This window comes from Duffyella sp. Ts4, assembly GCF_051851875.1.
Classification (GTDB): domain Bacteria; phylum Pseudomonadota; class Gammaproteobacteria; order Enterobacterales; family Enterobacteriaceae; genus Duffyella; species Duffyella gerundensis.
Genome location: NZ_JBLYPN010000030.1, coordinates 1 through 22205, shown reverse-complemented (window position 1 = coordinate 22205; position 22205 = coordinate 1). Strand labels below are relative to the sequence as shown.

19 protein-coding genes are annotated in these 22205 nt (G+C 54.9%); 7 read left to right on the top strand and 12 right to left on the bottom strand.

Annotated features, from left to right (window positions below; all coding sequences use genetic code 11):
* Nucleotides 1-408 precede the first annotated feature (408 nt).
* The 4 genes from ACJY2L_RS20445 to ACJY2L_RS20430 all read left to right on the top strand — a co-directional run bounded on the left by ACJY2L_RS20445 (nucleotide 409) and on the right by ACJY2L_RS20430 (nucleotide 3628).
* Nucleotides 409-1722, top strand: a complete 1314-nt coding sequence (locus ACJY2L_RS20445) for a sensor histidine kinase (RefSeq protein WP_439214701.1) — start codon at nucleotides 409-411, stop codon at nucleotides 1720-1722.
* A complete protein-coding gene (locus tag ACJY2L_RS20440) occupies nucleotides 1719-2336 on the top strand; it encodes a response regulator transcription factor (protein WP_439214700.1) in 618 nt (205 codons plus the stop codon). The genes ACJY2L_RS20445 and ACJY2L_RS20440 overlap by 4 nt, the downstream gene beginning before the upstream one ends.
* Nucleotides 2337-2426: 90 nt before the next feature.
* The gene (locus ACJY2L_RS20435) at nucleotides 2427-2924 is read left to right on the top strand and encodes a GlcG/HbpS family heme-binding protein (RefSeq protein WP_439214698.1); all 498 of its coding nucleotides are present in this window, start codon (nucleotides 2427-2429) and stop codon (nucleotides 2922-2924) included.
* Nucleotides 2925-2944: 20 nt separating this feature from the next.
* On the top strand, nucleotides 2945-3628 hold the full coding sequence (locus ACJY2L_RS20430) for an outer membrane protein (RefSeq protein ID WP_439214697.1): 684 nt from the start codon (nucleotides 2945-2947) through the stop codon (nucleotides 3626-3628).
* A 61-nt stretch (nucleotides 3629-3689) separates the two neighbouring features.
* Here ACJY2L_RS20430 and ACJY2L_RS20425 read toward each other — a convergent pair whose 3' ends face one another.
* Both ACJY2L_RS20425 and ACJY2L_RS20420 read right to left on the bottom strand, forming a co-directional pair.
* Nucleotides 3690-6221, bottom strand: a complete 2532-nt coding sequence (locus ACJY2L_RS20425; protein ID WP_439214696.1) for an excinuclease ABC subunit A — start codon at nucleotides 6219-6221, stop codon at nucleotides 3690-3692.
* A 248-nt stretch (nucleotides 6222-6469) separates the two neighbouring features.
* Nucleotides 6470-6622: a hypothetical protein gene (locus ACJY2L_RS20420; RefSeq protein ID WP_439214695.1), complete on the bottom strand. Its 153-nt coding sequence runs from the start codon at nucleotides 6620-6622 to the stop codon at nucleotides 6470-6472.
* 43 nt (nucleotides 6623-6665) lie between these two features.
* On the opposite strand from ACJY2L_RS20420, the gene ACJY2L_RS20415 reads away from it, so the two are divergent.
* Complete coding sequence (locus ACJY2L_RS20415; RefSeq protein ID WP_439214694.1) at nucleotides 6666-7952, top strand: methyl-accepting chemotaxis protein; 1287 nt, start codon at nucleotides 6666-6668, stop codon at nucleotides 7950-7952.
* Nucleotides 7953-7987: 35 nt separating this feature from the next.
* Here the strand turns inward: ACJY2L_RS20415 and ACJY2L_RS20410 are convergent, their stop codons facing one another.
* Nucleotides 7988-8698: an IclR family transcriptional regulator gene (locus tag ACJY2L_RS20410; protein ID WP_439214692.1), complete on the bottom strand. Its 711-nt coding sequence runs from the start codon at nucleotides 8696-8698 to the stop codon at nucleotides 7988-7990.
* 173 nt (nucleotides 8699-8871) lie between these two features.
* On the opposite strand from ACJY2L_RS20410, the gene ACJY2L_RS20405 reads away from it, so the two are divergent.
* Together ACJY2L_RS20405 and ACJY2L_RS20400 are read left to right on the top strand one after the other, a co-directional pair.
* Nucleotides 8872-9564, top strand: coding sequence for an RraA family protein (locus ACJY2L_RS20405; RefSeq protein WP_439214691.1), 693 nt, complete (start codon nucleotides 8872-8874; stop codon nucleotides 9562-9564).
* Nucleotides 9564-10508, top strand: coding sequence for a hydroxyacid dehydrogenase (locus tag ACJY2L_RS20400; RefSeq protein WP_439214689.1), 945 nt, complete (start codon nucleotides 9564-9566; stop codon nucleotides 10506-10508). The genes ACJY2L_RS20405 and ACJY2L_RS20400 overlap by 1 nt, the downstream gene beginning before the upstream one ends.
* Before the next feature lie 443 nt (nucleotides 10509-10951).
* Here the strand turns inward: ACJY2L_RS20400 and ACJY2L_RS20395 are convergent, their stop codons facing one another.
* From ACJY2L_RS20395 to treC, 9 genes are all read right to left on the bottom strand, one after another.
* Complete coding sequence (locus tag ACJY2L_RS20395; protein ID WP_439214688.1) at nucleotides 10952-12292, bottom strand: MFS transporter; 1341 nt, start codon at nucleotides 12290-12292, stop codon at nucleotides 10952-10954.
* A 263-nt stretch (nucleotides 12293-12555) separates the two neighbouring features.
* A complete protein-coding gene (locus tag ACJY2L_RS20390) occupies nucleotides 12556-13188 on the bottom strand; it encodes a glutathione S-transferase N-terminal domain-containing protein (protein WP_439214686.1) in 633 nt (210 codons plus the stop codon).
* A 57-nt stretch (nucleotides 13189-13245) separates the two neighbouring features.
* Entirely contained in the window at nucleotides 13246-14046 is an 801-nt protein-coding gene (locus ACJY2L_RS20385; protein WP_439214684.1) for a hypothetical protein, read from the bottom strand.
* A 53-nt stretch (nucleotides 14047-14099) separates the two neighbouring features.
* The gene (locus ACJY2L_RS20380) at nucleotides 14100-15269 is read right to left on the bottom strand and encodes an MFS transporter (protein ID WP_439214682.1); all 1170 of its coding nucleotides are present in this window, start codon (nucleotides 15267-15269) and stop codon (nucleotides 14100-14102) included.
* A gap of 82 nt (nucleotides 15270-15351) precedes the next feature.
* Nucleotides 15352-16155, bottom strand: coding sequence for a hypothetical protein (locus tag ACJY2L_RS20375; RefSeq protein ID WP_439214681.1), 804 nt, complete (start codon nucleotides 16153-16155; stop codon nucleotides 15352-15354).
* A 9-nt stretch (nucleotides 16156-16164) separates the two neighbouring features.
* Nucleotides 16165-17604 (bottom strand): radical SAM protein, encoded by a 1440-nt coding sequence (locus ACJY2L_RS20370; RefSeq protein ID WP_439214679.1) that lies wholly within the window; start codon nucleotides 17602-17604, stop codon nucleotides 16165-16167.
* Entirely contained in the window at nucleotides 17604-18881 is a 1278-nt protein-coding gene (locus ACJY2L_RS20365; protein ID WP_439214677.1) for a glycosyltransferase family 2 protein, read from the bottom strand. Before ACJY2L_RS20365 ends, ACJY2L_RS20370 begins: the two co-directional genes overlap by 1 nt.
* A gap of 13 nt (nucleotides 18882-18894) precedes the next feature.
* Entirely contained in the window at nucleotides 18895-20265 is a 1371-nt protein-coding gene (locus ACJY2L_RS20360; protein WP_439214676.1) for a glycosyl transferase family 2, read from the bottom strand.
* Nucleotides 20266-20413: 148 nt separating this feature from the next.
* A complete protein-coding gene (treC, locus tag ACJY2L_RS20355) occupies nucleotides 20414-22072 on the bottom strand; it encodes an alpha,alpha-phosphotrehalase (RefSeq protein ID WP_439214675.1) in 1659 nt (552 codons plus the stop codon).
* Between the last annotated feature and the right edge of the window lie 133 nt (nucleotides 22073-22205).

Genomic DNA, 22205 nt, shown 5'->3' with positions numbered 1-22205 from the left:
CCAGTACTGGGCTATCTACGGCATCGCCATGCTGGTTGCCATCATCGTGCCGCTGCTGTTGACGATGGCGATTTATAAACGCAAACATGCCGCTGGTAAACTGCTGGTGGTGTAACGCGCCGGTTTAACTAATAGAGCGTAAAACGGGACCCCGCGGTCCCGTTTTTTATGCGTGAAAACTGGCGAGTTTTTATCGAGTGACAACGTCACATATTAAGAGGCGAACAGGCGACTTAACCTGTTGTCTGTACCTGTCGCTTTCAGTGATCGGCCGCAAAGCAGTGCCGCGTCATTTCAGCGAGAAAAAGCGCAACATTAAGCGAAAAAGGGTGATAATCAACCGCCTGGATTGACAGGGATTGTTCTCTCCCACCGCGAACTTGCTCACTATCATCAAAAGGACTGGGTATGTTAAGGATTTTCTGCTGGTTACTGCTTACGCTGCTCAGCGCTGCGGCATTGGGCGGTTGGTTTTTACAGCAGCAGTATGAAGCGAGATCCGCTGATTATCGCATTCTGTACCGTGAAATCACCGTAAAGCTGTCGCAGCACGACGCCATTATTCCGCTGCTTCCGGCCAGCCAGCACGTTGCCGATGTGCAGCATATTCTGCCGCAGATTGTTCGCTGGCGGCAGCACGAGCAGACTGAAAATCGTGCGCCTATCGTAGCTGCGGGCGGCGGACGCTACTGGTTGAACAGCGCACAACTTTCGATACTGATCGACCTGCCGATCCTGCTCGAAACCCTGGGCGAGAAGAAAACCTTCGCCCATCTCGCCATCACTGAACAGACAACGACGCTGTTCAGTCAGGGCAAGGCTGACACCTGGTGGCGCTGGGATAAAAGCGTGGCCAGCCCGACGCAGCCGTTTGTGGTGTCAGCGGGCGATAATCCGCAGTGGGCCGCCTTGCCGTGGTGGTTGATCGTTTCTCCCGCCCTGTTCTGGGCGCTGGTGATCGGCCTGCTGATTCAGTTTCAAACCAACAAGCGTCGCCGCGACAGCGCCGCCCTGCGCGCCCGCTACAACGAACTTATTCGCCTGAACACCCTTGGCGAGCTGGCGGCGGGCATGATGCATGAACTTAACCAGCCGCTTGCCGCCATCATGAACTACAACAATGCCGCCTTACGGCTGATCAAACAAGATAATCCCGCACAGGTGCCGACGCTGCTCGATGCGGCTATCGCGCAGATCAAGCGCATCGATGCCCTGCTCAGTCAGTTCCGCCAAAAGCTCACCTCTGAGCACCCCGGGTATCAGCCGATCGATTTGCAGCAGCTCTGGCTGCGTGTCTGCAAGCTGCTGGATAATGAACTCGATGCCAGGAAAGTGCGGGTCAGCAGTGCGATCGCCAGCGACCTGCCGCCCTTTATGGCGCCGCCGCTGTGGATCGAACAGATCCTGCATAACATGGTCAGCAATGCGGTTCAGGCACAGACCGGCAATCCGTCCAGCGCATGGATTCATCTCGAGGTTCGACAGGAAAAACAGAATCTTGTGTTAACGCTTACCGATGGCGGAACGGGTCTGTCGCCTGAGGCGCTGAAGCAGGTCTTTATGCCTTTTTTCACCACCCGCGCCGCCGGACTTGGCCTCGGCATGGCGCTGACTGATACGCTGGTGCAGCGCCTTCACGGCACCATTGAAGCCTGCAATGTGGCGGGCGCAGGCGCCTGCTTTACGCTGCACTTTCCCCTGCAGCGCGAGGAGGCGCAATGAATCAGCCCATCTGGATTATCGATGATGACGCGGCGATGCGTGATTCCCTGAGCCTGTTGCTCTCGACCGTTGGCTGGCAGACGCAGGCTTTCGACAGCGCCGAGGCGTTTCAACAGCAGGCTGGCGATCTTGCCGCCCTGGCAGGCTGCCTGCTCCTGGATATCCGCATGCCGGGAAAATCCGGGCTGACGCTGCTGGAAGAGTGGACGCAACAGGGGTTAGCGATTCCGGTGATCGTGATGACCGGGCACGGCAATATCGATTTATGCCGTCGTGCCTTTAAAAACGGCGCGCATGAGTTTCTGACCAAACCGGTGGATGCCGACCTGTTGTTTGAGGTGGTCGGCGACGCTATGGCCCGGCAGCAAATCGCCTTTGACGCCCAGCAACGGCTGCAACCTTTGCAGCAAAAGCTGGCCACCCTGACCGCGCGCGAAAAGGAGATGCTGGGCGAAATAGTGCAGGGTTACTCCAGTAAAGAGATCGCTCAGCGCCGCTCGCTGTCGCCGCGCACGGTAGAAGTACATCGCGCCAATATATTCAGCAAGCTGGAGGTCAATTCGCTGGCAAAATTGCTGAAGATTTATGGCGAACTCACCCAGGAAGCTAAGTAAAAACACCTGGAAAGTTAGGTGTTCGCGCTAATTTCGCCGCCGCCCGGCCTTGCATAGTATTGCTCCATCATAAACACACGGAGCAATACCATGAAATCACTTCTGTTAGGTGCCCTGCTGATGAGCGGCATGGTGTCCGCCGCCAGCGCAGCAACCGGCGTTCTCAGTCAGAAAAACCTCTCCCTTGACCTCGCCGATAAACTGGCGCAGCAGGTTTTGCAGGTCTGCGCCAAAGACAATTACAACGTAGCGGTCACCGTGGTTGACCGTGCCGGAAATCCGCTGGTGATCAAGCGCATGGACAACGCCGGGCCGCATACGCTCGACGCGAGCCGCATGAAGGCCTTTACCGCGCTCAGCACAAAAAACGCCACCGATAACGTGATGAAAAGCGCCCAGTCAAATGCCGGTGCCGCCAACCTGCGCGATATTCCGGGCTTTCTGCTGCTGGCTGGCGGCGTACCGATTAAATCAGGTGAGCAGGTCATTGGGGCAGTCGGCGTCGGTGGCGCACCGGGCGGCCATCTCGATCAGGCCTGCGCGCTGGACGCGTTGAAAAGCATGCAAAAAGAATTTACGGCTGCATAACACACTAAGGATGGATAACCATGAAAAGTAAAATGGGTTTGATGATGTTCCCACTGATGTTAAGTGCGGGACAGGCGCTGGCAGCAAACAGCGATGAAGGCTATTACGGCTCGGCGAAGTTCCTCAACAGCGAGCAACGCGCCAGCAATCAGGACAGCAGTAGCCGTCCGAGCGTTGGGCAGTTTGTCGAGCGCAAAGAAAAGGATCGCCAGAAGGGCGCCGCGGTGGCGATGGGTTATCAGTACGGCAACGGCTGGCGCACCGAGGGCGAGTATACTTTTCGTCAGAAAGCGGAATTCACCAGCGGCTCTACCGCGTTTGCAACCAGTGATAATCATCTGAAGCTGAAAACCGAACGGCTGATGCTCAACGTTTACCGTGACTATGAAATTGGCTATGGCGTTTCACTGTTTGGCACCGCCGGGCTGGGCGTTGCCAGGGTTAATGCAGGCGGCTGGCAGGGCAACACGTCACGTCAGTATGCCGACAGCAGCCAGAACAATCTGGCATGGTCGCTGGGCGCAGGCGTCAGTTACTCGCCGATGCCGCGTCTGAGCCTGGATCTCGGCTACCGCTATCTCGATATGGGTAAAGTTGAAAGCGGTTTCAACACCTTCGGCAACGTGCGCGGCCTGAAGGATGAGCAGATGAAAGCTCGCCTGGCCTCCAGCGAAGTTACCCTTGGGGCGCGTTATCTGTTCTGAGGCAGTTAATGCGGCACAACAGGCAGCCCGCCCCGGCACCAATGCCAGGGCGGGTTAGGTGTTATGCCTCGCGGGCGTGAAGCCGCTTTTTCAGATAGGGCGCGGTACGGCTGTTGGCTGACACGCTGACCTGCGCCGGTGAACCGGCTGCAACCACCTGACCGCCGTTATCGCCCGAGCCTGGCCCAAGATCGATGACCCAATCCGCTTCAGCGGCAATGCGCATGTCATGCTCGGCCATGATCACCGTATTGCCGCGCTGTATCAGCTGATCCAGCACCAACACCAGTTTATCCATGTCCGCTGGATGCAGCCCCGAAGAGGGTTCATCCAGCAGATAAAGACCATTGCCGCGCTGCACGCGTTGCAGCTCACGCGCCAGCTTGATGCGCTGACACTCGCCGCCCGACAGTTCGGTTGCCGGTTGGCCCAGCGTTAAATAGCCCAGGCCCAGCGCGGTCAGCGCGCTCAGTGAACGCTGAATCGGCTCGTTGTGTTGAAACACCGCCACTGCATCATCGACCGTCAACGCGAGAATGTCGGCGATGCTGAGATGTTGCCATTTCACCGCCAGTGTCTCGTCGTTGTAGCGCTTGCCGCCGCAGGCGGTACAGGGCGCGCTGGCCTCTGGCATAAACAGCAATTCAATGCTGATGATGCCCTGCCCTTCGCACACCGGACAGCGGCCTTCGGGCAGATTAAACGAGAATCGTCCGGCATCAAATCCCCGCTTTTTCGCTTCCGGCGTGTCAGCAAACAGCTTTCTGACGGTATCGAAAAAACCGGTGTAAGTAGCCAGATTGGAACGCGGCGTGCGGCCTATCGGTCGCTGGTCGATTCTCACCAGACGTTTCAGTGTATCCCCGCCAGCGGTAACCTCGCCGCGTACACTCTGCTTCAGCGCCTCATCATCCTGCTCTTCATCGGCATCGCTGTTATCTATCTGCGCCAGCAGGCCGGGAATCACCCGGGTCAGCAGCGTTGACTTACCTGAGCCTGAAACGCCGGTGATCACCGTCATGCTGGCCAGCGGGAAGTCGACGTCCAGCGCGTTGAGGTTATTACAGGCGACGTTTTTCAGACTCAGCCAGTCGTCCGGTGCTCTGTGCTCGCGCAGCGGCTGACGCTGCTCGTTAAAAAGATAGCGCGCGGTGGCTGACGTGGCGATGTGTTTCAGGCCCGCAGGTTCACCGTTGTAGACCACGTTGCCGCCCTGGCGGCCCGGCCCTGGCCCCACTTCTACCACCCAATCCGCTTCAGCGATGACGTCGAGATTGTGTTCGACGATCAGCAGCGAGTTGCCAGCAGCGAGCAGCGATCGCAGCGGCGGCATCAGCGCCGCGACATCTTCCGGATGCAGGCCAGCAGAAGGCTCATCCAGCACATACAGCACGCCGAACAGTTTTGAGATCATCTGGGTTGCCAGCCTGATGCGCTGCAGCTCGCCTGACGACAGCATCGTCGTGCGGCGGCCCAGCGACAGGTGGCCAAGCCCTAACGCTTCAAGCTGGTCAAGACGGCCAACAATATCGCGGGTCAGCCGGATCACCGCCTCGCGCAGCGCGGCTTCATCAGGCAGATCGGCGGACGTTTTCTCCGCGTACGGCAGCAGCACTGATTTCAGCTGCCGGATGGTCATTTCACCCAGCGCGGCAATATCATGACCCGCGAACGTCACCGTCAGCGCATCGGGATTGAGCCGTTTGCCGTGGCAGGCGGAGCACGGCGCAATAGTGACAAAGCGGGACAGCCGTTTTTTAACCGAGTCCTTGCCGCCCGAGACATTTTGCAGCACGTATTTCGCCGGGCTGGTGTAGGTGCCGCGGTAATCGGGCTCGACGCCTGCAGCGATCGCTTTCTGACGCTGCGCGGCATTCAGGCCGGGGTAAACGCCCGTTGAAGGCTGCTCGTCGGTAAACAGGATCCACTGCTGCTGCCTTTCGGGCAGGGTATCCCACGGCGCATCGACGTCGTAATCGAGCATTTCAAGAATGGTGCGCAGGTTTTTGCCATGCCAGCCAATGGGCCATGCGGCAATAGCGCCTTCACGAATGCTCAGCGTGCGATCGGGCACCAGCGCGGCACGGTTCAGTTCCGGCACCACGCCGATGCCGTGACAGACCGGGCAGGCGCCCTGCGGATTGTTCGGCGAAAACGCCTCGGCGGTCATAAAAGGCACATCCGCAGGGCGTTTACCCGCGCGGGAGTAAAGCAGACGCAGGTTAACCGCAATGCGCGTCATGCTGCCAACGGTTGAACGCTCCTGTGTGCCGCCCCGGCTCTGCTTGAGCGCCACCGCCGGTGGCAGTCCCTGAATATCATCGGCATCGGGCGCCGCGATCTGTTCGATTAAACGGCGAGCGTGCGGCGCCACCGATTCGAGATAGCGCTGCTGCGCTTCGGCATAAATGGTGTCAAACGCCAGCGAGGATTTACCCGAGCCTGACACGCCGGTAAAGACCACCAGGGCATCACGCGGAAATGACAGTGAAACCTCTTGCAGATTATGCGTTCTGGCGCCGGTTATCGTGACGTTGCCATCATGGCTATGTTGATGGTCAGCATGACCTTTTTTACTGCTGCGCGTTGTCATAATTTTCCCGTGGCAAATAATCTGTCGTGGTTCTGATGTTCAACCTGAACGGTTTGTCAGGCAGCGACGCAGAAATGCGTGACCCCACAGTGTAGCTTGCGCTTCGGTTAACGCTGCCCGGCTGTAAAACCAGGTAACATTATGGCGTGGCCCGGCACGCTGACCGCCTTAAACATGACCAATGTAAAGCTTTGCTGATATTTAGCTGCGCGCCTCTCAAATATCTGCGAAGGCTGCCGATACCTTGTTTAGTCGTTATGGTTAATTCTTTGTTGTTTTTTGGTGTCCTGCTCAGTAGAAAGCGCCGGTTTTATCACGGGGAACGCGCGTTTGCCGCCGCGTTTCCGGAGATGCCGCACGGTGTTGATGGGTGAGCGTTCGTAACCAGAAAATATTTTCATGCGAATGACTCATTGAATCATCAGCAATTTTTCGAGGTCCTCTATGTTTGGTGTGAAAAAATCGAGCTTTTCTCTGCCCTCTTCCAAAAACAGCAGCATGGTTAACGATATCAATGCCATCAAACAGCACGTTGCCTGGATTGAGTTTTTGCCTGATGGCGAAATCATCAGCGCCAATCAACAATTTCTGGATCTGGTCGGCTATTCACTCAGCGACATTCAGGGCAAGCATCACCGTCTTTTTTGCAGCCCCGATTACGCCCGCTCGACGGTTTACAGTAATTTCTGGCACACGCTGGCCACCGGCGAATCGATCACCGGCATTTTTGAGCGCTTCAGTAAGCAGCATCGGCGCTTTTATCTCAGCGCCACCTATTTCCCGGTTAGCGATGAGAAAGGCCATGTCTATAAGGTGATTAAGCTGGCAACGGACATCACCGAACGCCATCACGTGCTGAAGCACAAAGAAGCGGTGATCACTGCCCTCGATCGCTCCATGGCGGTGATTGAATTTACCAACGCTGGCGAGATCATTACCGCCAACGAGAACTTCCTGAAGCACATGCAATATGCGCTGCCTGACATCGTCGGCAAGCACCATCGCCTGTTTTGCTATGACAATTTCTATCGCGAGAATCCTGACTTCTGGCAAAAGATCACCCGCGGCCAGCATTTTGTCGGTCGCTTTGAACGTAAAACAGCCAGCGGCGAACGCATCTGGCTTGAAGCCAGCTACAACCCCATTTATGACGCCGACGGCAACGTCAGCAAAGTGATCAAAATCGCCTCGGATATCACCGCACGCGTGGAAGCCGCCAAACGGGTGGCGGACATTGCCGTGACCACTTCCGAAGAGACGTCGCAAATCACCCATAATGCCAACGAAGTGCTGGATGAAACCGTGCGCAATTCGGGTCAGGTGGCGTTAAAGGTCAGCGCGGCCACGGAGATTGGCGAGCAGCTGAACGCGTCGGCCAAAAGCATCAATGAGGTGGTTGAGGCAATTAACGTCATCGCCGCACAAACCAATATTCTGGCGCTGAATGCCGCGATTGAATCGGCCCGCGCCGGTGAGGCGGGACGCGGCTTCAGCGTGGTGGCCGCCGAAGTGCGCCGTCTGGCCGCTTCCACGGCGAGCGCGACGCACAAAATCACCTCGGTCGTGGAGATTAATACCAGCCTGATCAAGCAGATGCATCAGCAGATGGATGAGATAAAGCAGTTTGTGGTTTCTGAGCAGGAAAAAATCAGCGATCTGTCGCGCAGCCTGCGGGAAATTAACAGCGGCGTGAACCAGTTTGTGAGCGTGATCCATCGGCTGGATGTCTGATCGGCGGCAGCGCAACAGGGCGCTGCCAGCCTGTTTTAACGCGCGTAAAATTTATCGCAGGTAATTTTATTTGCGCCTGAAGCAACCGACAGCGCATAGGCCGTATCTTTCATTAACCTACCCGGCGCGCCATCGCGCAACGAGGCGGTTAAGCGCGATGACGGGCCGGTTAATGCCAGCGCGGCAAGTAGCTTATCACCCTCACCAAAAACAGGCAGCGAAAATGCCGCAATATGTGGATCGCGTGCGCCGGAGGTATATATCGGCAACGTGGGTGAGGTTTCAAACAACGGCTCATCTAATCCCCAGTGGCGTAGCACCTGGCCAATGGCAGAATTATCCAGCGGTAAAAAGGTACCCGGTAAGCGCGTTTCACGCAGCCCTTCGGATGGTTCTGCTCTGAACAGGCACAACCTCTGTTTATTTTCAATCACATACCATGTTGCGCTCTCACCGGTTGCCGCCGCCAGAGCGTGTAACGCAGGCTGAACGATGCTGGCCAGATGAAACGACTGCTCATAGAGTTTGCCAAGATAAAGCAATCGCGGTCCCAGGGTATAAACGCCGTTATCGCGTCTGATCACGTAATTCATCCGCTCAAGCGAGTTCATGAGGCGGTAAACCGTGGTTTTGTGATAACCCGACAGCTGAGCCAGCGCGGTGAGCGTTAGCGACTCCTCATTCGGCTTGAAGCAGTCAAGCAAAGCCAGCGCTTTTTCAACGGCAATGACGCCTTCATTCCCCATCGATAGGTTCTCCTGTGTGTAATGGCAGAGAGTTTACCGCGCAATGTGTGATTTACATCGTATTTACATCACAAACCAGGGCTTAACGCTGGTACGAACTGGAGCAAGGTCGATATAGTAGTTTTACATTGTACAACTTAGTTGTACCCAGTAAAACAATGCGAGGGTAAGTGATGCCACAGGCAACGAATGCATTCATCAAGCGTGACATTCAACGTGTTGAACCGACATGGGTCAAACAGGCTGCTGAGTTTCAGGCAGCGATTTTAGCCGATGTGGCTGGACGGCGCGGTACGCTACACGGCCGTATAAAGCCTGTGGCTGCTGGCATGAAGATCGCCGGTCCGGCTATCACGGTAGAGGTGCGTCCCGGCGATAATCTGGCGATACACGCGGCGCTTGCCATTGCTCAACCCGGCGATGTCATTGTCGTGGACGGTAAAGGCGATCTCAGCTGCGCCCTGATTGGTGAGATCATGTCTGCGCAGGCAGCCGCATCTGGCATTGCAGGGATCATTATTGACGGTGCGGTACGCGATGCCGATGCACTCAGTGAACAGACCTTTCCTGTATTTGCCGCCGGCCTTAATCCCTGTGGCCCGACAAAATCGATCGCTGGACGCGTTAACTACCCTGTGTCGGTAGCGGGTGTGGCGATTCAGCCTGGTGACCTGATTATTGGCGACGTTGACGGCGTAGTGGTTTTACCGCGTGAATCGGTTGCGGCGTTGCTTGAATTAGCCCAACAGAAACGGGATTACGAAACGCAACGCATTGCGGCAATTCGCACTGGCGATATTCGCGCGCCCTGGTTAGAACAGGCGTTGTTCACCGCCGGCATGCTAAGTGAAGGAGAAAAATTATAATGGCTGAATTTACCTACACTCGCCCGGTGATTGTGGTCACTGGCAGCGATTTAGCGTCTGAAGCACTGGCGCTGCTCGGTGATTTCGAGATTATCTTTGCTGGCAGACAGCCTAATGAAGATGATTTATGCCAGCTCTGTGAACGGCATAATCCGGTGGCGATCATCGTGCGTTATGGAAAAATTACCGCCCGCATTATGGATGCGGCCGCCAACCTGCGTGTGATATCCAAACACGGTAGCGGCATTGATGTCATCGATCAACAGGCTGCGGCTGCCCGCAATATCAGCGTGCAGTCAGCGCCCGGCGCCAATGCGGCAGCGGTAGCAGAACATACCTGGGCGATGATTTTGGCCAGCGCCAAGGCGGTGATTCCGCTGGATCGCCGTATGCGCCACGGCCACTGGGATAAATCAACGCACAAATCAATTGAGCTTGAGGGCAGAATCCTGGGACTGGTTGGGCTTGGAGCCATCGGTGGGCGCGTTGCCCGCATTGGCGCCGCGTTTGGTATGCAGGTCATCGCCTTTGATCCCTTTGCTAAAACCTTTCCTGAAGGCTGTGAGGCCGTAACGCTACAGGCGTTACTGCAACGCGCCGATGTTATTTCACTGCACTGCCCGCTGACTGAAGAGACGCGGCATATGATCGGCGCTGACAGCCTGCGGTTGTGTAAAAAAAGCGCAATGTTGGTTAATACCGCGCGTGGCGGCTTGATCGATGATCAAGCGCTGATTGAGGCACTGCAGAACGGCACGCTTCACTCAGCCGCGCTGGACAGTTTTGCCGTTGAACCCCTGACCGCCCCACACATCTGGCAATCAATCGATAACGTCATCCTTTCTCCGCACATTGGTGGTGTGAGCGATAACTCCTACGTGAAGATGGGCGTGGCGGCCACGAAAAACGTGTTAAAAGTGCTGGCTGAGCCGGTGTCACACTAAACGCAGGCCGTCATAAGAGAATACAGACCCTTTACTCTCCTCATCACATGCTGTCTGCTATAACCGCAGGCAGCATGTCAAATAGCCAGATTTCAACGTCACCTTTCGAGCTGCCTATATTTGATTTTCATGCAATCCTCTTCTTCATATTGCCAGCGTCTATGACAGGTAGCGGCTTACCCTCTCAAGCACTGATTTATCCCTTCTACTCCGTGTAAAATCGACACCGAACCTCTTGTAACTGGCTTCCGATCTGCCTGACTGAGGAGAATAAGCCGCCGTGATGCTCCGGCGTCAATGACACATCATCGGAAGCTGCATACAGGGCGGATAATGAATAACAGAATAAGGCATGTCCGGGAGATGAACGGGTGATGAGAGGCGTTTAATAGGGGGACAGCGTGCAAACAGGCAGGCGCACTGGCCTGCCTGAACACAAGGGCTTATTTACTTACCGGTGAAGCGGCATTTTCAACGTCAAGATGCAGTTCCTTTTTACGGCCCATAATCAGCACCGCGATACCACCAATGGCGCACAGGATAGCAAGTGGCACCATTGCCAGCGTGTGGCTGCCGGTGGACTGATTAATAATACCGTATAAATTTACCATCAATCCGCCACCGATCAGGTTTGCCATGGCACCAATGGCCGCCAGGCCTGCAGCAGCGGTAGAAGATGACATCCAGCTGGATGCCAGCGCCCAGAAAGGCCCTTTCATCGAATAGGCACCGATCAATACCAGCGACAGGATCACCACGCTACCGGTCAGCGTATGTGTCAGGAAGGCTGACAGCAAGCCACCCGCAATCAGGAACAGAGTCAGAGCGGTATGCCAGCGGCGTTCACCGCTGCGATCGGAACTTTTGCCCCACACAATCATTAAAATTGATGCCAGACCATAAGGAATCGCATTGACCAGCCCGGTGGTAAAGTTATCCAGACCAAAGGATTTAAGCAGCTGTGGAGACCACACACTCAAGGTTGAGCCCGCCGCTGAAGCACCGGCATAAATCAGCGCCATCACCCAGATGTGTTTATGGCGTAGCAGCTGCCACAGAGAAATATGCCCAATCGCTTTTTTCCTGGCGTTCTCCGCTTCCATCGTGCTGTTTAGCCATGCTTTTTGTTCCGTATTCAGCCAGGTTGCGTTGGCCGGTTTATTGCTCAATACAAAGAAGGCGGCAATTCCGAGAATCACAGCCGGAACGCCTTCAATGATGAATAACCAGTGCCAGCCGCGCATGCCATACCAGCCATCCAGCGACAAAATGGCACCTGAAATGGGGGAACCGATGAAATTGGCGGCCGGAATAGCGACCATAAAGGTGGCAATGACCCGCGCACGATATTTGCCTGGGATCCAGTAGGTCAGATAAAGAATCACACCAGGGAAAAAGCCTGCTTCAGCAGCACCCAACAGAAATCTGAGCACATAGAGCGCGTTAGCGCTTTCAACGAACGCGGTACATACCGAGATGATGCCCCAGGAGACCATGATGCGCGAAATCCAGATTTTGGCGCCAATTTTCTGCATGGCCAGATTGCTGGGCACCTCAAACAGAAAGTAGCCGACGAAAAACAGGCTGCTTGCCAGTCCAAAAACTGCTTTCGACAGGCCCAGATCTTCGTTCATTTGTAATGACGCCATACCGATATTGCCGCGATCGATAATGGCGATCAGATAACAAACGATAAGAAAAGGCAAAATGCGCCAGACCACCTTTTTAACCGTCTGTTGCTCGATATCAGCAGGAAAAGGGGGATTGTGTTTAATTTCAGTCATCGTAATCCTCGCATAGTCATCATCGCCTTTGCTAACAGATCTGAATCTGTTTGTTTTACTCTGTAAAACCATACTGTACACAGTAAAACCATTATTATGATAAACCGCGAGGGACGCATGAAGATGTAATCAGGTTGTGTCTTTTGTCACAGAAAGGGGTCGTGAGCTTTTCATTTATGTGATACGAACTGAATTTTACCGGCTATCGAGGCCAGTAAACCGTTCAATCAAACAACGAGGGAAAGATGAATGCACTCTTATCTTCAGGACGGCGTCCAGTGGCGTTGCAGCACGAGGTTAATCGCTGGATGACGATCAATGCGCGTCAGGGCGGCATAAAATTCGGGCCGGGTTTGTTGCAGTTCGCGTCGTGTTTCGCTCCAGCGCGTGACCACACAGGCGAGCATTTCCAGCGCGCCGGGATCGTCCGGGCGCCAGGCAGCGGTCGCACTGAAGATATCGCTGAACGTCTCCCACTGCTGATGCAGTCGCTGCGTGGCGCCGGTTTTCAGGGCGCTCAGCGCATCGTCGTGGGCAGCAGCCAGCCAGCGCTCGGGATAATCGATTACGCCAATAGCGGCATAGCAGTTGCTGCTGATAAAGATCAGCCCGCGGATCTGCTGCGCACGCAGATCGGCATCGTTCGACAGCAGACCGGAAAGCGGATATTCCAGCCCAAGATAAATCAGTATCGCTGCGCTTTCGGTCAGCACCGCCCCGTCCGCCAGCAGCAGCGTGGGGATCTGCATCAGCGGATTCAATGCTTTGAGCGCTTCGCTGCCGCTGCCCTCCTGCCACGAACTCGCGTTCTCCAGACGATAGTCAGCCTGACAACGCGCCAGCGCCATCTCAATGGCCGCCGATCCCGAACGTTCTGTGCCATAAAGCCGATACATTTTGCCTCCGCATGCAGGTAAAAAAGCGGTGACGGTAAACGCCACCGACGAGGCGGATTACGCTGTCACGTTACCCGCAATGGTGATGTAATCGGTGTAAAGCTGCGGCGCGCCGGAGAATGACGCCAGAGCGCGCCACTCTTCATACATGCGCTCGCTCTCCTGATGCTCTGCGACAAAAGCCAGCGCACGCGGCGTCGAGACATCCAGCTCCGGATGAAACGCATTCAGCGATGCCATACTTTCTATGATCAGCATCACGGCATACTGATCCTGCCGGTTGCCGCCTTCCCCCTTGAGCATGTGAAATTTCCAGCCAGGGTAATCGTCGATACGATGGACGTTATCAACGATAAACTGATCAAAGGTGGCGGCGGCAACATCCTGATGCAGCGCCAGATTATGAATGCCGACGACGCGCTGGATCGCTGGCTGGCCGGGCAGCGGCTGATAATTAGGCCCGGCGGGCAGCGAACTGCGGCGGTTTTCCGCCAGCAGCGAATAATAAGAGAAGATAGTCGGCAATTCACCAAAGGTGGCCCAAGTTTTCCATTCTGTGATCAACGCCTGCCCATCGGGGTTATCCTGCCAGAAAGCGTGCGCGAGCGCGGTTTTTCCCCCTTTTGCATCGACGTAGCGGGCGTAGTGCTGGGCGCTTTCCGCTTCATACAACACCATGTACTGGTTTTCCCGCTCGCCGCGCAGCCCCTTTAACAGGCTCCATTTCCACCCCGGATAGGCGGGAATCCGTACGCCACGCGTTTGCACAAACTGCTCGAAATGTTCGGCGGTCACGCCTTTTTTGAGGTTCAGTCCAACGTAATGCAGGCTAAATACCGGCTGGTCATACTCTTTCATGGTGGTTCCTTAGCGTATCAACGGAGAAGTAAGAAAATCGGCGCACGGCAAGGTTATTGCCGTGCCATGACCTGACGCGCACTGAGCGCCACGGCCAGCAGGATGAAAACACCGGCCACAAAGGTTGCGGAGAGGCCAACCCAGTGAGCAGAGAAGCCAATCAGCGCCGGGCCAGCCAGCAGGCCGCTGTAGCCGACCAGCGTAACGGCGGGAATGGCGACATCCGCAGAGAGTTCCGGCTGGTTGCCCGCGGTGGTGAACAGCAGCGGGATGATATTGGCGAGCCCGAGGCCGATAAAAAAGATCGCTCCCAGCGCCAGCGGCACGCTGGTGCTCACCAGCAGCACGCTTAGCGCGCCCGCGGCAAGCAGGCCGCCGCCGGTTAATACCTTTGTACCGCCGACGCGGTTGATGATGCGATCGCCATAGAGCCGTCCGATCGCCACGGCAATCGAATAGATCGCAAAACCAAAACCCGCGTGATGCAGCGCCATGCCGCGTTCCGTGGCCATAAATATCGCCGACCAGTCGAGCATGGCGCCCTCAATCAGGAAGATAAAGAAGCAGAGAACGGCGACAATCAGCACCACGCGATGGCACAGCGCCTGCAACACGCCTTGCTGTGGCGCGCGGTGGGCGTGACGCCGACGCAGCAACTGGGGAAAGGCAATCAGCGCCAGCAGCAGCACGCCAGCTGCGACAAGCGCAGCAGCCATTATGGGAGGCAGATTAGCACCTAGTAGCATGCTAACGCCGCCCGCTCCGGCAATGCTGCCGAGGCTGTAAAAGCCGTGAAAACCGGACATCCTGGCCTCGCCGCTCGCCTGTTCCACCACAATTGCCTGCGCGTTCATGGTGACATCCAGAATGCCATTCGCCGCGCCGAAACAGAGCAGCAGTACCGCCAGTAGGCCCAACGAGGTACCGATCAACAGCAGCGGCAGGATCAACGCCAGCGCGATGCAGCAGCAGAGAATGATCAACCGATAGCTAAAGCGTGCGATCAGCCTGCCGGTAAACGGCATCATCAGCATTGCCCCGGCAGCAATACAAAACAGCAACAGGCCGAGCGTAGCGTCATCTGCATTGAGCCGATTTTTCACAAACGGAATCAGCGGCGCCCAGGAGGCCATTCCCAGCCCGGCAACGAAAAAGATCATCCGCGTCGCCCGCTGCTGGCGCAGCGGTGTGACGACATCTCTGTCAGACAGATTGATAGTCATGAAGGCGTTATATTCCACAGCAAAGGGTTGAGAGTGCGTTTCGGCACCGCCTGCGCTGGCCAGGCGGTGCCGGTTCTACACGTTATTTCAGACTTTCTGCCACGGAGAGGTAATCCGTGTAGAGCTGCGGCGAGCCTGAAAATGAGGCGAGTTTCTTCCACTCTTCGTACATCGCTTTGGTATCGCGATGGGCGCTGGCAAACTGCGTCGCCTGGTCGGTTGCCAGATCCGGTTCCGGATAAAACACATCCAGCGCCGCCTGGCTGCCGATCTCCATCAGCACCACATATTGATCAAGGCGATTGCCGCGCACCCCTTTCAGCAGGCGAAACTTCCAGTCGGGATAATCGTCGATGCGGTGATGATTGGCGGCAATAAAGGATTCAAAGTCATCGGCGGTGACGCCCGGCCGCAGCGCCAGATTATGAATGCCGATGACTCTGGCGATCGGTTCGCCTTCTGAGCTCGCCTGATAGCGCGGCCCGTCCGGCACCGTGCTGCGAGGGTTATCAGCCAACAGCTGATAGTCGGTATAAATGGTCGGCAGCTCGCTAAAGGTGCCGAAAGTTTTCCATTGCGCAATCAGCGGCTGGGCCTGCGGATGCTGCTGCCAGAAGGCGTGCGCTTCCGGCGTCAGGTTGCCGTCCGCCGTCGCGTAACGATCGCGCTGGCTGGCGCTTTCGATTTCATACAGCATCATAAACTGCCCCGCGCGTTCGCCACGCAGGCCGTGCAGCAAGGTCCAGCGCCAGCCGGGATAACAGGGAATATGCACCCCTTTTTCACGCACAAAGCTTATAAAATCCTCAGCGGTGATCCCCGCTTCCGTATCGATGGCGATGTAATAGAAGCTGAAAACCGGCGTGGTATTGGTCTGCTTGTTCATATCTGCGCCTCATGATTCTGCAAAGGTGAATTGCGTATTGATGATCGCTTCAACCAGCGTGACGCCGGGTGGCGTAAGCGTGACCTGCTGGGTATCAACCTTAAGCAGCCCCTTGTGTTGCAGCTTGTTCAGCGTGTGGGCGATCAGCGGATTATCGAGATAGCTCCGGCCGTTGAAGCGATCGCGGAAGACCGCTTCGCTGATCGGGATCAGCGTGGAGAGCGCCATTTTGAAGGCGTTGACTTCGCGTGCTTCGTCTGAGATGCCGCGGCTTTCCTCAATTGGCAGGCGATTTTCATCCAGTGCCTCTTTGTATTTTTTATAGCCGGTGATGTTGATCGCCTCCGAGCGGGTGCACTTTGAGCTGCCGCCGAGGCCGATGGCCACTTCCGGATATTGCTTATCGAGATCGGTGATCATGCCCTTCCACTTTTCAGGCGCCTGATGCTTCTGATGGAAATACATGGTGGGATGTTCCTGATAGCCGTTATGCAGATAGCGCTCCACCAGCTCGCGCATCTGGTACTGCTTGCCCAGCCCCGGAAAGGTCATGCTGTTCATATTGATCAGCCCTTTTTTCTGCCACAGGCTTTCGCGTTCACCGGACACGCCGGTGCGCGTTTTCATGAACTCCTCCATGTGCAGTTTGGTGCAGACCACATGGGACAGCTCCAGCTCAAGGGTTTTTTCCATGTCGTATTTAACGTCATCGACGGTTTGTCCGAGCATGCCGTAAATCAGATCGACGCTGACCCAGTCGATGCCCTGCTCTCTGGCGCTGCGGATGGTTTCCTCACACTCATCGGCGGTGTGCATGCGGCCACAGGCGGCGATGATCTGATCGTTAAACGACTGCGTGCCGAAACTGATTTTGCTGAAGCCCAGCTCCTTCAATACGCCGATATACTCCCGGTTCAGCGTGCCCGGCTCGCCTTCGAAACGCAGGGTGGCGGCTGAAAAGTTAAAGTGCGCATAGTAAAAGGCCATCAGCCGCCGCAGCTCCGGCTCGGGCAACAGTGACGGCGTGCCGCCAAAGATGTTGAACTCGCCGATTTCCGCCTGCGCCAGGCTCGGCACTTTTTCGAGCCACATCGTCGCTTCTTTGATGTTGTAATCCACCAGATCGCGGAACACCTCCTGCGAGGATGGCGCCTTAGGATTGAGTATCACCGTGGGATACTGGCAAAAATGGCAGCGATAGCGACAGGTGGGAATGTAGGCCCAGAGGTGGATTTGCCGTGCCTCGCTGATTTCGCGCTCCATGTCGGCAAAAAAGGAAGCCAGCGGGTACGCTTCGATGTCGCCGGGAAAAACGTGACAGCCGAAGGGATCGCGATAGACGTAATCCAGAAACAGGTGATTTTCGGGACGGGACAGGAAATCCCACACCTGCGGCACAGGATAATTGGGATCGATATCGTTCAGTGATGCCAGCGCTTCAGTGTTCATCAAAATACACCTCCATTAGCGAAATAGTTGTGGGCTTCCCCGGATTCGCGGTCTTCGCAGAAGTAGCCGACAAAACGCGTGAAATCCGCTTCTGCAACCGAATCAAAACAGGCGGGCAGCGGCGGCGGATAGCCAATGTCCTCGCCAACGGCACGGCGCAATGCGGCAAACAGTTCATGGCGAAATTCAAAATAGAGCCGGTAGGCGGGCGTTTTGTAAGCGTGAATCGGTTTGAAATCGATGATCCGCATCTCATATTTGATTTCATGAATGCGCGCGTAGAGCCGGTCGGCCACCGGGCCGCTGTAGAACTGGCGCACGTCCTCGCGCTCCAGCAACAGCTGCGGGTTTAACAGCACCGGTAAGATGATATTTTTGGGCAGGTAATCTTTGATTGAATAAAACCAGGCCTGCTGCGATTCCGCTTCGTTGGTATCAACCAGCGCACAATTCTTGCTGCTGGTTTCGGGCCTGACATCTTTCATGATGATGATGCCGTCGCGCCCATAGGCCACGCCGTTGATCACCTCATTAAGAATGGTATCGACGCGGCGGCTGTTGATCTCCACGCAGGATTCGCGGGCATAGACCGGTTTGCCGCCCCAGGCGATCACGCGGATGCCGAAATCCCAGTCATCTGAAAGGTGTTCGACGAAGCGGCCACGCTCAAGCTGGTAAAAAATCTCGATGCCGCCGACGCGATCATACAGCTGGCGTTCAACGGCAAAGCCCTTGCCATCCGGGAAGCCGCCAAACAGGCTGAAAGAGAAATCGCGGCAGCGCAACGTTTTTTGAATCTCCCGGAACAGATTGGGCCGCTGGCGAAAGTGCTCAAAATCGTAGTAGTAGTTACAGGTGCCCAAATCGCCGTTTTCAGCGATCATCGTGGCGGTGAGTTCATGCAGCCAAAAAGCATCCACCGTGCAATCCGCGTCCGCCGAAACGATGTAGTGCTTTCTTTCCCGGCCCAGACGGCTATCGCGCACGCTGGCCCGCTGAGAAGCGTAATCCATGCCGCGCTTACGCGCCGAGGAGACGCCCTGCACTTTTTCAACAATGACATGAATATCCAGCGCCGGATGCTGCTGGCTGAACGCATTGATTTTGGCTACCGAATCATCGGTGCAGTTATTATCAACAATAATCAGCTCATAGCTGTCATGGGTAATTAATTCATTGCGGGTTTGTTGATGATAAAGTGAATTGAGCACCGCATCGATTCTGGCACTTTCATTAAATACGGGCAGCACAACAGATACGACAATATTATCGCGCATATTTCCTCCAGGATTAGATTAATATATCAATAACATTATTAGACAAAACGCGTTTACCCAGCGCAAAATTGGCCTGCGCAATACGCTGCATGGCAGCAGGATCGTTAATCAACGCAAACACATCATTAATAAAATCATCATCAGGCAATCCATCATCGCCTTCCGATATATTCATCAGCGGCGCATGAAAGCCATGCTGGCCGTAAACCTCATGGTAATATTCATAGCGACTCGCGATATAACAGCGCTGGCAACTTATCGCCTCGCCAATGGGATTGCCGTAGCTGTCGTAATCCCACGAGGTGAGAAAAGAGACAAGATTGCTCGAATAATATAAATCTTCGATGGTAAAGCGTTCGGTCCTCAGTGAGATACAGCTATGGTGCAGTGGGCCGATAAATTTAATCTGTGGCAGGATAGCGAGCTTTTTCACTAATTTTTGCAGATGGTGATAATGATGATTGTCCTCTTCAGTATCACCGGCGATAATCAGGAAAATCTTTTTATCGATATCATTCTGTTCAAATAATCGGTTGAGTCGCTGCGTCAGAATGATGTCCCGATCGATGCGTTTCTGCGCAATGATTCGCGTAGTGCGGGCGATGATAATGTCCTGCTCGCGGATATCAAAGTAGCGCCGCAGGTCAGTGCCTGAGAGGTCTTCGGTAAAATCGTAGGTGTTCTTTTTAACGCTGACCTCAACCTGATGATCGCACCAGCTCTCCAGCTTCTCTTTCAAATCCTGATTCAGCGTCACGTAGGTGATAAATTCTGATGCTACCGGCTTGACCGCATAAGGATACGGCGGTTCGCCATACTTCATCACCTTCTTTTCGCTGTTCCACATCAAATCATGATCGCGCCAGATAACATATTTATGCAAACCGCGTTCATGACCATAGTGTTCAATCGCCCGATAAAGCGCTTTGGTATAAATAATATTTTCAGGCAGAGTGCCATTTTCCACCAGCACCGCGCTGATATCGAGAGTGCGCCATAGGTTAAGAATCTTTTCACTCAGCGCCTGTGCCGACTGATTAACACAGGCAATTAACGCCTCCTTTTCCTTATCCGAAGAAACTGTTTTTTGGCTTATTAATATATTCTGCGTTTTTTCGATAAATGCCCGATTATAAAATGGCACATCGAAAACATCCTCAACGCGAACCAGCGTAAAGACGTCGCGGTAAATATCACGTTCGTAGCCATATTCCTTAGCGAAATTACCTTTATCGAATTTGATATCATAACCAAGATCGAGAAAACAGCGATAACCTTGCCGGGATAATTCCTTCGCGGTTTTCGAGGCTTCAACGGTAATGCCTGACAGAGAAACAGCATCAAACGAAATAAATATCGCGCATTTACTACCACAGCTTTGCATTATATTACCCCTTATTAACAGGATAACTCGCTATACATCAAGGATGATAAAATCACTCAGCCCGATTTTATCGCTGATAAAGCTACTGCATAAAAGTGAGGTATTCTTTTCATACTATCAGGGCAGATTGCCTGCCCTGATTACGTGCTTACTTACTTAACCAAACACATTCATAAGGCCGCAACAGGCCGCTGGTCAGCTGCTGCGCGGAATTGGCATAATTGGCACACACCAGCTGCCACCCTTCTTCGAGCGACAAATGGTTCTCAGCCAGCGGTATGGGCTGATTATCGAGGTTGGCAATCACCCTTAGCGTATGGCCATTGTCCTCGCGCTGATAGCACCAACAGGTTTCTGAGTCAGGGTCCAGATCAACATAATTCCCCCAGGTCAGGATCGGCATGCTTTTACGCAGCGCGATCAGCTCACGGTAGGTGTGCAGCACTGAATCAACATTCTCCCGTTCTCGCGCCACGTTGATCTCACGATAATTAGGCGCAAGGTCAATCCAGCTTGTGCCGCGGGTAAAACCGGCATTTTCTCCGGCATCCCACTGCACCGGCGTCCTGCCGTTATCGCGTGATTTCGCCGCGAGCACGGCCAATACGTCCTCCTCTTCCTGATGAAGGCGCAGGATTTTGTACATATTCAGGCTCTCGACATCGCGGTACTGCGCAATGTCGGTGAAGAGCGGATTGGTCATGCCAATCTCTTCACCCTGATAGATGTACGGCGTACCCTGCATGCCATGCAGCACCATCGCCAGCATTTTCGCTGACTCTGTGCGCAATGGCCCATCGTCGCCAAGACGCGACACGATGCGCGGCTGATCGTGATTGCACCAGAACAGCGCGTTCCACGCCAGACCGTGCATACCGCACTGCCATTCAGAGAAAATGCGCTTCAGCGCCACCCGATCGGGCGGTGCCAGCCGCCATTTTTCCCCAGCGGGATAATCTATTTTGAGATGGTGAAAATTAAAGGTCATCGACAGCTCTTTGCCGTCCAGACGCGCATAGCGCTGGCAGTGTTCCAGCTGCGTCGAAGACATCTCGCCTACCGTCATCAGCCCACGCGGCTGGAACACATCCCGGCTCATCTCTTCGAGAAAATCGTGAATCGACGGGCCGTCGGTGTAAAAACGGCGGCCATCACCTTCATGATCGTCCGGCAGATCGGGATGCTTCGACACCAGGTTGATCACATCCAGACGAAGTCCGTCGACGCCTTTGTCCGCCCAGAAATGACAGATCGCCTTCAGGGCGTTGCGCACTTCCGGGTTTTCCCAGTTGAGATCGGCCTGCCGCGCTGAGAACGAATGCAGATAATATTGTTGGCTCTCTTCGTGCCAGTGCCAGGCGCTGCCACCAAACTTCGAGTGCCAGTTATTCGGCAACCGTCCCTCTTTACCATCACGCCAGATGTAGTAATTGCGCCACGGACTGTTGCGGTCGTTAGCAGCAGACTGAAACCAGGGATGTTCCGTGGAGGTATGGTTAAACACCATATCCATGACTATTCTGATGTCACGCGCATGGGCGGCAGCCACCAGCGCCTCGAAATCTTCCATGGTGCCAAACAGCGGATCGATGGCGTAATAGTCGGAGACGTCATAGCCATTATCAACCTGCGGTGAGGAGTAAACCGGCGTCAGCCAGATAGCACTGACGCCCAGCCATTGCAGATAATCCAGCCGCTGGGTAATGCCCGGAATATCGCCGATGCCGTTGCCGCTGCTGTCCTGAAAACTGCGTGGGTAAATCTGGTAAATTACCCCGTTCTGCCACCAGTGCGCGTCGTTTCTCATGTTGTGATGTCCTTTCACTCAGACAACCAGAAGTTTGCCGGCTGCATGTTTGCGTTTATAGATCGCCATGGTGAGCATCAGCGGAACCGCAATCGCCACAATCATTGCCGTGCCAAACACCGACCAGTACTGC